Origin of the sequence: Peptoniphilus harei (assembly GCF_016726485.1) — a bacterium.
Taxonomy (GTDB): Bacteria; Bacillota; Clostridia; order Tissierellales; family Peptoniphilaceae; genus Peptoniphilus_A; species Peptoniphilus_A harei.
The window spans coordinates 861,562-874,906 of the sequence record NZ_CP068103.1 but is presented as its reverse complement, the minus strand read 5'-3'; the positions used below and the strand labels follow the sequence as shown (position 1 = coordinate 874,906).

Genomic DNA, 13,345 nt, shown 5'->3' with positions numbered 1-13,345 from the left:
AATAAATAATAAATGAGGTGTTTATATGAATTTTGAAAAATTTACTCAAAAATCCCTTGAAGCCGTTCAAGGCGCCTACAATATTGCGAAGGAATACGGCAATCCAGAGGTAAAAGAAATTCACATCAATTACGCCCTCTTAAATGATAAGGAAGGCCTTATTCCTAGGGTCTTGACATATATGTATAAAAACCCTGATATGTTAAAAAGTGAGGTCTTAAAGGTTATTGAAAGACTTCCAAAACAATCAGGTGCAGAAGTTTATGCCGACTCTTCTTATAGAGACCTTTTCCAAAAGGCAGAGGGCTTTAAAGAAAAGATGGGCGACGATTACCTTTCTGTTGAACACATCTACCTTGCCCTTTTAAATATGAAGGGGACTGACTCTTCTTCTGTCTTTAATAAGAACAAGATTGATGCTGATGGATTTTTAAATGCCCTTAAGAAAATCAGGGGCAACCAACACGTAACAACTGATAACCCAGAGGGAACTTATGACGCTCTAAAGAAATATGGCCAAGACTTAACTGAACTTGCTCGTGAAGGCAAGCTTGACCCTGTTATTGGTCGTGATGAAGAAGTTCGTAATGTAATCAGGATATTATCTCGTAGGACTAAGAACAACCCAGTTTTAATTGGTCCTCCTGGAGTTGGTAAGACTGCCATAGCTGGTGGACTTGCCCAAAGAATTGTCTCTGAAGACGTGCCAGAAGGCTTAAAAAATAAAACTGTCTTTTCTCTTGATATGGGTGCCCTAATTGCTGGTGCCAAATATCGTGGTGAGTTCGAAGAAAGATTAAAGGCTGTCTTAAACGAAGTCTTAAAGGCTGATGGAGATATAATTTTATTTATCGACGAAATCCACAATATTGTGGGAGCAGGCAAGACTGACGGTGCCATGGACGCATCTAACCTTTTAAAGCCAATGCTTGCTCGTGGCGAACTTCACGCTATTGGAGCAACAACTCTTGACGAGTACAGAAAGTACATCGAAAAGGATCCTGCTCTTGAAAGAAGATTCCAAAAGGTTATGGTAAATGAACCAAGTGTTGAAGATACTATTGCAATCCTTCGTGGTCTTAAAGATAAATATGAAATTTACCACGGAATTAGGATCTCTGACCCAGCAGTTATTGCTGCAGCAACTTTGTCCGATAGATATATAAGTGACAGGTTCTTGCCAGACAAGGCAATTGACTTAATGGACGAAGCCTGTGCAATGCTTAGGACAGAAATCGACTCTATGCCAACAGAAATTGATGAAGTTAGAAGAAGAATTTTGCAACTTGAAATAGAAAATCAAGCCCTTAAAAAGGAAACTGATGAAGCAAGTGCTGAAAGACTTAAAAAACTTCAAGGCGAACTTTCTGAAGAAAAGGCAGAGTTTGACAGGTTGAAATCAAAGTGGGAGGCAGAAAAGAAGGAACTTGATTCAACAAAGGATATCAAGAAGAAAATCGAAGAAACCAACCACGCCATAGAGGAAGCTGAAAGAAATTACGACTTAGAAAGACTTTCTGAATTAAAATACGGGACTCTTCCAAAGTTAAAGGAAGAACTTGCAGAAAGAGAAAAGACATCTACAAAGGACGAGTCATCTATGGTGAAGGAAGAAGTAACAGAAGATGAAATCGCCTATGTAGTTAGCAGGTGGACAGGAATTCCTGTTGAAAAATTAAATAAGACTGAAAGAGATAAATTACTTGGTCTTGAAGACATCCTCCACAAGAGGGTTATTGGTCAAGACAAGGCAATTGAACTTGTGTCTGACGCAGTTTTAAGGGCAAGGGCTGGACTAAAAGATCAAAACAAACCAATAGGTTCCTTTATCTTCTTGGGACCAACTGGAGTTGGTAAAACTGAAACAGCCAAGGCACTTACAGAAACACTTTTCGATGACGAGAGAAACCTAATAAGGATTGACATGTCCGAGTACATGGAAAAACACTCCGTGTCAAGACTTGTGGGATCTCCTCCAGGATATGTAGGTTACGATGAAGGTGGACAACTTACTGAAGCAGTAAGGAGAAAACCATATTCAGTAATCCTATTTGATGAAATCGAAAAGGCCCACCCAGATGTATTTAACATCTTGTTACAAGTCCTTGATGATGGTAGACTTACTGACAACCAAGGAAGGACTGTGGACTTTAAGAATACAGTTATTATAATGACATCAAACATTGGATCTCACTTCTTGATTGATGGAATCGATGAAGATGGCAAGATCAAAGAAGATGCAAGAGAAAATGTAATGGCTGATTTAAGGGCATCCTTTAGGCCAGAGTTCCTCAATAGGGTTGATGAAATTGTCTTATTCAAACCACTTCAAAGAAGTGAGATTTATGGCATCATCAAAAAGAGTATTGAAGAGGTTGAAAAGAGACTAAGAGATAGAGACATCCACATCGAAGTTACAGATGGTGCCTTGGACTTTATCTTGAACGCATCCTTTAGCCCACAATACGGTGCAAGACCTGTTAAGAGATATATCTCTCACAAGCTTGAAACAATTATCTCTAAGCTTATTATTAGGGGCGACGTAATGGACGGCGACACAATTGTTGTTGAAGTAGAAGCAGACGACTTGTCTGTCAAAGTAAAATAAATATAAGGACTTGCTTAGGCAGGTCCTTTTTTTAGAATTTTGTGATTGGAATTAGGTGAATTTTTAGCAAAAACTTAGGGACTTATTAGTTTTTTTAATAGAAAAAATTATTTCCGTAAAATTACAAATTGTTAAGAAAAGATTAAATCTAATAAAAACCTCTAAGTTATCACATTCCTATCACAAAAAGGATTTAAACTCAGTAACATAGTATGAATTAAGAAGTATAAAAATATTTTATATTTTAATTTAGGAGGAAATTTATAATGAAACCATATAGCAAGAAATATTTAACCCTAGCCTTAGCAGGAGTTTTAGCAGCATCAATCCCAGTATCTGCTTTTGCGGAAGTAGAAGGAAATGGTGATGGAAGCCCAACAGCAAATCAACCAGAAGTATCAACACCAGCAAAACCAGAAACAGAAACTCCACCTGTAGATAATAGAACAGAAGCTCAAAAAAATGATTTATCAGATATAAATGTTACTATTGAAAAAGGTGACAGATATTATATTAAGAATTTGAAGCTTCCTGAAGGAGCAACAGTTGTAGGAGAAAACTACTATAGTTATGATTCAACTGGAAAAAGAAGTGAAACAATAAGAGTAAAATTTAAAGATAATTCTGTGAAGGATATTAAAATTAACTTTGATGTTATTAACAGAAAAGAAGAAAAAAAACATGGAAACATCACTCTTAGAAATGTAAGATACGATGGAAAACACATCAAGGGTGAAACATCAGCTTATGCTGAAATCTACGTTCAAGATAATTATTATAAAGAATTTAGAAGCAAGAGATCTATTGGAAAAGCTGATAAGAATGGTGAATTTTCAATAAAATACGACATCAAAGAAGGCGAAAGTGTAACTATTTTTGCTGATGATGGAGATCGTACTTCAAGAAGTGTAGAAGTTAAAAATGACAACTACAAAAATATCAAGGGAACAAGAGTTGACGCTACAGGCCTAAATATTGTAGGCAGAGTTTTAACAGGAACTGTAAAGAATCACGCTTTTGATTATATTACAGTTTACCTTGATGGCGAAGAATTAGGAAAAGCAAGAGCCAACAAGGATGGATTCTTCTCAATATCACTTAATAAAAGTATAGACAGAAGAGACCTTGACGACCTAAGATTCTACACTGATAAAAAAGAAGTTGAAAATAAAAAATTCAAAGTTACAGAAGCCCTTGAAGGACAAAAACTTGTAAAGGGTACTGCAAACACTGATGATGAAATCACAGTTTATGACGCATCTGGCAAAAAAATCTCCAACACTTATGTAAATAACGCTGGAGTATTCACAGCTTTCTTAGATAGAGCCCTAATCGCCGGCGAAACAATTAAACTTGAAGCCAAAGATAAGGACAAAAACATCACTAAGATTGAATACAAGGTAACAAAAAATGCAGTAGAAGAAGTTAAGGCAATTTCTTACATCAAGGGATATCCAGATGGAACATTTAAGCCACAAGCAAATGTAACAAGAGCAGAAGCAGCTCAAATGTTTGCTACACTTCTAAATGGTGGAACAAACTTTGGAACAAGCCAAGCAACAAAGTTCTCCGATGCAAGCGACGATTGGTACTCAAAGGCAGTTAACTATGTTGTTGGCAAGGGACTAATCTCTGGTTACCCTAATGGAACATTTAAACCAAATGACAGCATCACAAGAGCAGAATTTGCACAAATGATCTCTGGCTACATCAAAAATGAAAAAGCTGGATCATCAGACTTCCAAGATGTTAAGGACCACTGGGCAAAGGATGCAATTGACAAACTTTACGGCAACAAAAATGTTACTGGTTACCCAGATGGATCTTTCAAACCAAATGCTAAGATCACAAGAGCAGAAGCTGTTACAATCCTAAACTCTGTATTTAACAGAAACACAAACAAGAACTCACTTAACAATGTGAACACTTCATCACTTAACAAGTTCTCTGATGTTAATGAAAGCTTCTGGGCTTACTACAACATTCTTGACGCAGCAAACACTCACGATAGAGAAAGACTAAACTCAACTTCAGAAGTTGACATGTGGAAATAAAAATAAAAAATTTACGGGCTCCCTTAGGGGAGCCTTTTTTTATTGCCTTCAAAAGTTTCTTGGTAGGTAAGAATTATTGACTTGATAAAAAACTATAAAGTTCTAAAAAACTTTTAATTAATAAAATTTTAATAATTAAAGAATTTTTATGAAGTGCGAAAAAAATGTAAACTCATAAAAATTTATGAACTTACAAAAATCTGTAACTTAATAAAAAAATGTTACTTCAAAAAGATTTGTGACCTTATAAATTTTTATGATTTTACAAAAGATCTAAGGATTACAAGATTTTAAAAGTCACGAAAAATTAAAAAGAGATAAATTTTAAAGAAATTTGATGAAAAATTATAGAAATATTTACAAATTAATAAAACATGTCTAAAGATTCATTTATCAATCTTAGCTAGATTTTTCTTGTAATAAAAAAGCAAGACTTCATAATAATTTTTCAAGAAAATTAAAATTGTCCTTGACTTTTAAAAATCCCCCCTATATAATTGATGAAACAATTAAATAAATTGTATTGAAAAATACGATAGAGGCGCGGGACCTATCAGTAATCTCTCAGAGCAAGACCATGCGATGAAGGGAGATGAAAGGAGATTTCGCCGAAGTGTATTATTGGTAACAGATAATATGCTGGGCATGCAAACAACATTTGCATGACTGTCACGATTTAGTGGGGAGCTATCTAAGGTTAAATACTTTGTCTTACATAATTAGACATTTTAACAGTTTGGATTTCCCAAACTGTTTTTTTTATTACTTTTTGATAGTTACCGAAGATTTTTACGGAGGTATATCATGAATTTAAGAAGAAACGCAAGAAGATTACTACTAGTTGGAGCTATAGCAGGAACAATGCTTTTAACAGCTTGTAACCCAAAGGGTGATGGGGGATCAGCTGCTGCACCAGCTGACTCAGACACATTAAGAGTTGGAATGGAATGTGACTACGCTCCATTTAACTGGACACAAACTGGTGAAGAACACGGCTATGCAATTGCAGCAGGTGGATATGCTGGTGGATACGACGTTGAAATCGCAAAGAAAATTGCTGAGTCCATGGACAAAAATCTTGAAATTGTAAAAACTGAATGGAATGGTCTTACTCCAGCTATTACATCTGGAAAAATCGACCTTATTATAGCAGGCATGAGTCCAACTGAAGAAAGAAAGGAAACTCTTGACTTCTCTGACACTTACTACACATCAGACCTTGTAGTTGTTGTTAAAAAAGACTCTCCTCTTGTTAATGCAAAAAACATAAATGATTTTGCAGGAGCAAATATAACTGGTCAACTTAACACTTTCCACTACGATGTTATTGATCAAATGGAAGGCGTAAACAAATCAACTGCTCTTGAAACTTTCCCAGCAATGATAGTTGCTCTTAGAAGTGGAAAGATTGACGGTTACATTTCTGAAAGACCTGGAGCCCTATCAGCTGTAGCAGCAAATGACGACTTAACTTTTGTTGAATTTGATGAAGCTAATGGATTCCAAACTTCTGTTGAAGACACATCAATTGCAGTAGGAGTTAAAAAAGGAAACACAGAACTTCTTGACCAAGTAAACGAAGCTCTTTCAAAAATTTCTGAAGATGAAAGACAAAGCATAATGGAAGAAGCGGTTGTTAACCAACCCCTAGGTGAATAAGTATAGGAGATAAATATGCCAAGTAGTTTTTTTGGATGGATTGGATTTTTATTAAAAGAATATGGCCCCCTCTTTATTGAGGGGACTATTAATACAATTATAATTGCCGTTGTGGGTACTTTAATTGGTTTTTTAATAGGTCTTTTAATCGCAATAGTAAGAACGACAAAAGTAAATAAAAAGTCATCTGCATTTAAGAGGGTGGGCCTAAAGGTTTTAAATGTCATCATTAGTATTTATATCCAAGTAATCAGGGGAACTCCAATGATGGTTCAAGCCATGATGTTTTATTACGGATCCCTTCAATATTTTAATTTAAATATGGCAGCTATGCCTTCAGCCCTAATTATAGTTTCTGTAAACACAGGAGCTTACATGGCAGAGATAATAAGAGGTGGAATTATTTCTGTAGACAAGGGACAAACTGAAGGAGCCCTTTCCATTGGAATGACTCATTGGCAAACAATGACGGAAGTTGTCCTTCCTCAAGCTGTGAGAAATATTATCCCTTCAGTTGGAAATGAATTTATTGTAAACATCAAGGATTCCTCAGTTCTTAATGTAATTTCTGTTTCAGAACTATTCTTCATTTCAAAGTCAGCTGCAGGAACTTATCTTAGATACTTCGAAGTCTTCTTCATAACAGCCTTAATTTATTTAGTCTTAACAGTAAGTGTGAGTCAAATTATGAAGCTTGTTGAGAAGAAGTTAGACGGAGATGGATCTTATAAGATTTACGGATCACAATCAACAGCAGAAGTTATAGAAGTAAAGGAAGAGGTGTGAGATGGCCAATATTTTTGAAATAGAAAACTTGGAAAAAAGTTTTGGAGCAAATGAAGTTTTAAAGGGAATAAATTTTAAGGTCCAAAAGGGCGAAGTTGTTTCAATAATTGGTTCATCTGGATCAGGTAAATCGACTCTCTTAAGATGCATCAACCTCTTGGAAGAACCAGACTCTGGAAGGATTTTATACCACGGAGAAAACATCCTAGAAGAAAATTCTTCTATTAATAATTACAGGACAAAAGTTGGAATGGTTTTTCAATCCTTTAACCTCTTTAACAACATGTCTGTACTTGAAAATTGTGTAATAGGACAAGTCAAGGTCCTAAAGAGGTCTCGCGATGAGGCAGTTAAGATTGCAGACCAATTCCTTGAAAAAGTTGGCATGTATCCCTTTAGAGACGCAAGACCAACATCCCTATCTGGTGGACAAAAGCAAAGGGTGGCAATAGCAAGGTCCCTTTCCATGAATCCTGAAGTTCTACTTTTTGACGAGCCAACATCGGCTCTTGACCCAGAGATGGTAAAAGAAGTCCTAAATGTTATGAGGGACTTGGCAGAAGAGGGACTCACAATGCTTGTTGTGACTCATGAGATGGGTTTCGCAAGAGACGTGTCCAACAGGGTCCTCTTTATGGACAAGGGAGTCATAGCAGAAGACGAAGACTCAAAAGAATTTTTCACAAATCCAAAGACACAAAGGGCAAAGGAATTTTTGTCCATGGTTTTATAAAGAAAAGGCTCGAGAGGGCCTTTATTTTTTTGCTATTTTTATAAGACTATTTTAATCTTTATAAGCTTTAATTTATATAGAAAGAATTCCACAAAAAAAGCAGCCTCTTAAGGCTGCAAAATAAATTATAAAAATCTTACCAAATGTGTAATAAGTGTTGCATAAACAAGCTGACACAAATAATTCCTATCCAGCAAAGAGCACCTTCTATGATTGCCTTACCACCTTGAGAAATTAATTTTTTAAGGTCTGTGTTAAGACCAATAGCTGACATTGCCATAATTATAAAGAACTTTGACAAGAACTTCATAGCTGACAAGAAGGAGTCAGGTAATGGAAGGACAGTTGTGATAATTGATGCAAGAAGGAAGAAGAGGATAAAAGTTGGGAAAGTTTTAAGAACGCTAACTTTTTCTGTACTTTCCTTTGACTTTATAATGCCAAGACCAAGAGTGATTGGGATAATGGCAAGAGTCCTTGTTAATTTTACAATTGTCGCATAGTTAAGAGCTGTGTCGTCATTAAACATAGTTGACCAAGTTCCACTTGCTGCCACAACAGAAGATGTGTCGTTAATAGCAGTTCCTGCCCACATGCCAAAGCCTGTGTGAGTCATGCCAAGCTTAACCCCAAGAGTTGGGAAGATTAGAGCGGCGATGATGTTAAACAAAAATATTACAGAAATAGAAGTTGCAACATCCTCATCCTTTGCATTGATAACAGGTGCAGTTGCAGCAATGGCAGATCCACCACAAATTGATGAGCCAACACCAACAAGAGTTGCGATGTTGGAATCAATATTTAGAATTTTTGCAACGACAAAGGAAATAATTAAGGCAGTGGAAATTGTTGAGAGAATTATAAGAAGTGATGACTTACCAACAACAATAATTTCTCCAAGATTAAGTCCAAAACCCAAAAGGATTACGGCGTATTGCAAAACTTTTTTGGATGTAAACTTAATTCCAGCTTCAAAGGACTCTGGTCTTTTAAAATTATTTAAAATAATTCCAAGTAAGATACCAAAGACAGGTCCACCAACAAGTGGAAAGCTCTTGCCTAAGAAGTAGGCAACAAGACCAATAAGGCCAGAAAAAATTAGGCCCTTAAGTAAATTTTTATTCATAATAACCTCCTGATTAAAATTTATTTATAAAAATAATTTATGAAACAAGTATCTATTATACAACAAGATAAAAAATTTGGCATATAAAATTATTTTATGGACTAAGTAGAAGTTGATAAATTAGACCTTGAAATTGATTTTATAGTCTTATTCAGTTATAATTATTCTAATATATGTAGAAATTTATCGGAATATTGACAGTTTATGCCAAGACCTTATCCCAGTGGATTGGGTTTTTTTATGGAGGTTTTATGAGTAATAAAAAATTTTATGTCACAACGCCAATTTACTATCCAAGTGACAATCTTCACATTGGTCACACTTATTGTACTGTGGCAGTTGATTGCGTAAAGAGATTTAAGACAATGCAAGGTTACGATGTTTTCTTTACTACTGGTACTGATGAACACGGCCAAAAAATAGAAGATAAGGCTAAGGAATTTGGCATGGAGCCAAAGGCTTATGTTGATGGAATTGTTAAAAATATCAAAAAGCTTTGGGAAATTATGGATATTGACTACGATTACTTTGTTAGGTCAACTGATGAGAACCACCAAAGGGATGTCCAAGAGATCTTCCAAAAGCTCTATGACAAGGGAGACATCTACAAGGGCGAATACGAGGGATATTATTGTAAACCTTGTGAATCCTTCTGGACTGAAGCTCAACTAGGTGAAGGTCACACTTGTCCAGATTGTGGCAGACCAACTGAACTTACTAATGAAGAGTCCTACTTCTTTAGACTTTCTAAATACAAGGACAGACTTTTAAAATATTACGAAGACCACCCAGAGTTTATTGAGCCAGCTTTTAGAAAAAATGAAATGGTTAGAAACTTTTTTGAAGGAGAAAGTGGACTTGAAGACCTTTCTGTTTCAAGGTCAACTTTTGACTGGGGAGTTAAAGTTCCCTTTGATCCAAAACACGTTGTCTATGTTTGGATTGATGCCCTAACTTGCTACTTGACTGCAATTGGTTACGGAACTGACAAGGAAAAATTCAATGACTATTGGCCAGCTGGTGTCCACTTTGTTGGAAAGGAAATCATCAGATTCCACGTAATTATTTGGCCAGCAATTTTAATGGCTCTAGATTTACCTCTACCAGACAAGGTATTTGGTCACGGTTGGATTTTATTTGACAACGACAAGATGAGTAAGTCCAAGGGAAATGTTATTTACCCTGAACCAATTATCAAGCTTTACGGAGTTGACGCTCTTAAGTACTTCCTACTTCGTGAATTCTCCTTTGGTTCTGATGGATCCTTTAATATAGAAAAATTCATGCAAAGACTTAACTCTGACTTGGCCAATGACCTTGGTAACCTACTTTCAAGGACTGTCTCCATGGTTGGCAAGTACAACAACGGAGTAATCGAGGACATGGGTGTAAGGGAAGATGTTGATGACGATTTAGAGAATCTTGCAGTTTCCGTTGTAGATAATGTTGAAAAAGCAATGGAACACTATGAATTCTCTGTTGCCCTAGAATCAATTTGGAAGTTAATAAGAAGGACTAACAAGTATGTTGACGAAACAGAACCTTGGAAGCTTGCAAAGGATGAAGACAAGAAAGACAGGCTAAACACTGTTTTATATAACTTGGCCGAAAGTTTGAGAATTGTTTCTGTTCTAATTTATCCATTTATCAAGGAAACTTCACTTAAGATTAGGGAGCAACTTGGCCTTGATGAAAAAATTAACTGGGAAGATTCGAGAGTATTTGGTCTACTTCCTGATGGAACTAAGGTTAAGAAGGGAGAAGTTATCTTCCCAAGACTTGATATAGAAGCTGAAATTGAAAGATTTAATGAAGAAAACATAGCCCTATTAGAGTCAAGAATTATGAAAGAAAATAAGGAAGAAAAAGAAGATATAAAAGAAGAAGTTACTATAGATGATTTTGACAAACTTGATATAAGAGTGGCTGAAGTTGTTGATGTGGAAGACCATCCAAATGCTGACAAACTTTTTGTTTTAAAATTAAAAGTTGGTGACATGGATAGACAAGTTGTATCTGGCATCAAGGACTACTACAAAAAAGAAGATTTAATTGGCAAGAAGGTCCTAATGATTGTAAACTTAAAGCCAATTAAGTTAAGAGGAGTTGAATCCAAGGGAATGATTCTTGCAGCAGAAGATGATGAAAAGAACCTAAGCCTTGCATCAACTTTAGCTGACCTTAAATCAGGAGCAAAAATTAGTTAGGAGAAAAGATGATAGATTCACATGTCCACCTAGATGATCAGGCCTTTGATGAAGATAGAGATAGCCTAATCAAGAGCCTAGGCGATAATGGAATAGAACTTGTAATAAATAATTCTTCTGACCTCCCATCATCTGAGAGGTCGGTGGAACTTGCAAATAAGTATGAAAATATTTATGCAGCCATTGGAGTCCACCCTCATGAGGCAAAGACTTATGATGATGGGGTTGAAGAAAGGTTAATTGAACTTTCAAAAAATGAAAAAGTCATGGCAATTGGAGAAATTGGTTTAGATTATTACTACGACAACTCTCCAAGAGATGTGCAAAAGGAAGTCTTTAAAAGACAAATTGAACTTGCGGCAAGACTTGGCAAAAATATTGTCATCCACTCTCGTGATGCAGTTAAGGATACCTTTGACATCTTAAAAGAGGCTCACGAAAAATATGAATTTACAGCCTTAATCCACTGCTTCTCCCAATCAGTTGAGATGATGGAAGAGTATGTGAAGATGGGAGACTACATTGCCCTAGGTGGTGCTGTTACCTTTAAGAACGCCAAGACTCCAAAGGAAGTTGCAAAGAAGGTCCCACTTGATAGGCTCCTACTTGAGACAGACTGTCCTTACATGACACCTGTTCCACACAGGGGCAAGAGAAATGAGCCTAAGCTTGTTAAGTTTGTCTGCCAATACATTGCAGACCTAAGGAAAATTGACCCAGAAGAAGTGGAAAAGATAACGGCAGAAAATACAAAGAGGTTTTTTGGAATATGAAGATGACAATTAAAGAAGTAATTGTCGCAGAGGGTCGTGATGATGAAATTGCCATTAAAAAGGCAGTTGATGCAGAAATTATAACCACTCACGGCTTTGCTTTCGGAAGAAAATTAATAAATCTCTTAAAGGAAATGGACAATAAGAAGGGAATAATAATTTTCACAGACTCTGACTATGTTGGATCACAAATTAGGAAGAGAATCGCTGATGAAATTCCCACTGCCAAGCATGCCTACCTTTCCCAAAGGGTCTCTACAAAGCATGGGGACATTGGAGTTGAAAATGCATCTCCAGAAGAAATCCTAAAGGCCCTAAAGGCTGCAAGGGCAACAAAAGCAGAAAAATCAACAGAATTTACCATGGCTGACTTAATAAAGAACGACCTAATAAACTCTGATGATGCAAGCAGTAGACGTGAAATGCTTTCTGAAATCCTAAAAATAGGATATGGAAATGGAAAAAAGACTCTTAGCAAATTAAATTCCTTTGGCATAACAAGGGAAGAATTTGAAGAGGCTATGAAGGAAGTGAACTCCCATAGATAGATTATATAAACCCAGCAAACTTTCAGAAATTCTTTCCAAGTATGGCTTTAGATTTACAAAGTCTCTGGGACAAAACTTTTTAATAGATGGAAATATTGTAAGAAAAATTGCTGATGCAGCAGAAATCACTGAAGATGACAACATCCTAGAAATTGGTCCAGGAGTTGGAACAATGACAGAGGAGTTGGCCCTAAGGGCAAAAAAAGTCTTGGCAGTTGAGATTGACGAAAAGTTAAGAGAACTTCACAAGGAAACCTTAGACATAGACAATGTAAAGGTAATTTACGGAGACTTTTTAGACCTTGACCTCAAAAAAATAGCTGAAGAAGAATTTGGTGACGAGGGTTTTAAGGTCGTTGCCAACCTTCCCTATTATGTGACCACACCAATTATAGAAAAGTTGATTTTATCAAAGGTTAATTTAATTTCTATAACAGTAATGGTTCAAAAGGAAGTTGCAAAGAGGTTAGCAGCACAACCTGGTAACAAGGACTATGGATCACTTTCAGTTTTTATAAATTATTACACAGACTGCAAGTACAAGTTCCAAGTGCCTAGCTCAGTTTTTATGCCAAAGCCCAATGTTGACTCCGCAGTTGTCAACTTAAAGATGAAGGAAAGAGAAGACCTTGATACAGACTTCTTATTTAAAATAGTTAGGGCAGCTTTTACCACTAGGAGAAAGACTTTGATAAACTCTTTTTCCAATTCAGGACTTTCTTATAGCAAGGATGAAATAAAAAGAGCCCTTGAGCTCAGTGGAATTGATGGAGGAAGAAGGGCAGAGACCCTCAGCCTAGAAGAATTTATCGTATTAAGTGTTAACTTTAAAAGTGTGGGGTAAGAGAACT

10 protein-coding genes and 1 riboswitch are annotated in these 13,345 nt (G+C 36.2%); of the genes, 9 read left to right on the top strand and 1 reads right to left on the bottom strand.

The window, feature by feature from the left end:
* The first annotated feature begins 25 nt into the window (after nt 1–25).
* The 5 genes from clpB (at nt 26) to I6I93_RS04005 (ending at nt 7,840) form a co-directional block, all read left to right on the top strand.
* Nucleotides 26–2,608, top strand: coding sequence for an ATP-dependent chaperone ClpB (gene clpB / locus I6I93_RS04025; protein WP_112889536.1), 2,583 nt, complete (start codon nt 26–28; stop codon nt 2,606–2,608).
* 266 nt (nt 2,609–2,874) lie between these two features.
* Nucleotides 2,875–4,662 carry an S-layer homology domain-containing protein gene (locus I6I93_RS04020; RefSeq protein WP_112889535.1) on the top strand — a complete coding sequence of 596 codons (1,788 nt, stop codon included), beginning with the start codon at nt 2,875–2,877 and terminating at the stop codon, nt 4,660–4,662.
* 528 nt (nt 4,663–5,190) lie between these two features.
* Nucleotides 5,191–5,360, top strand: a riboswitch (Lysine riboswitch).
* A 106-nt stretch (nt 5,361–5,466) separates the two neighbouring features.
* A complete protein-coding gene (locus I6I93_RS04015) occupies nt 5,467–6,321 on the top strand; it encodes a transporter substrate-binding domain-containing protein (protein WP_112889534.1) in 855 nt (284 codons plus the stop codon).
* A gap of 15 nt (nt 6,322–6,336) precedes the next feature.
* On the top strand, nt 6,337–7,107 hold the full coding sequence (locus I6I93_RS04010) for an amino acid ABC transporter permease (RefSeq protein WP_112889533.1): 771 nt from the start codon (nt 6,337–6,339) through the stop codon (nt 7,105–7,107).
* A gap of 1 nt (nt 7,108) precedes the next feature.
* Nucleotides 7,109–7,840: an amino acid ABC transporter ATP-binding protein gene (locus I6I93_RS04005; protein ID WP_112889532.1), complete on the top strand. Its 732-nt coding sequence runs from the start codon at nt 7,109–7,111 to the stop codon at nt 7,838–7,840.
* 136 nt (nt 7,841–7,976) lie between these two features.
* Here I6I93_RS04005 and I6I93_RS04000 read toward each other — a convergent pair whose 3' ends face one another.
* A complete protein-coding gene (locus I6I93_RS04000; protein ID WP_070699945.1) occupies nt 7,977–8,966 on the bottom strand; it encodes a YeiH family protein in 990 nt (329 codons plus the stop codon).
* Between the two features lie 251 nt (nt 8,967–9,217).
* Here I6I93_RS04000 and metG point away from each other — a divergent pair, with 251 nt between their 5' ends.
* From metG to rsmA, 4 genes are read left to right on the top strand one after another with little or no spacing between them, the layout of a single operon-like run.
* The gene (metG, locus tag I6I93_RS03995) at nt 9,218–11,173 is read left to right on the top strand and encodes a methionine--tRNA ligase (protein WP_112889531.1); all 1,956 of its coding nucleotides are present in this window, start codon (nt 9,218–9,220) and stop codon (nt 11,171–11,173) included.
* Nucleotides 11,174–11,181: 8 nt separating this feature from the next.
* Entirely contained in the window at nt 11,182–11,946 is a 765-nt protein-coding gene (locus tag I6I93_RS03990) for a TatD family hydrolase (protein ID WP_112889530.1), read from the top strand.
* A complete protein-coding gene (rnmV, locus tag I6I93_RS03985; protein ID WP_112889529.1) occupies nt 11,943–12,494 on the top strand; it encodes a ribonuclease M5 in 552 nt (183 codons plus the stop codon). The genes I6I93_RS03990 and rnmV overlap by 4 nt, the downstream gene beginning before the upstream one ends.
* A complete protein-coding gene (gene rsmA / locus I6I93_RS03980; RefSeq protein ID WP_112889528.1) occupies nt 12,487–13,338 on the top strand; it encodes a 16S rRNA (adenine(1518)-N(6)/adenine(1519)-N(6))-dimethyltransferase RsmA in 852 nt (283 codons plus the stop codon). Before rnmV ends, rsmA begins: the two co-directional genes overlap by 8 nt.
* The last annotated feature ends 7 nt before the right edge of the window (nt 13,339–13,345 follow it).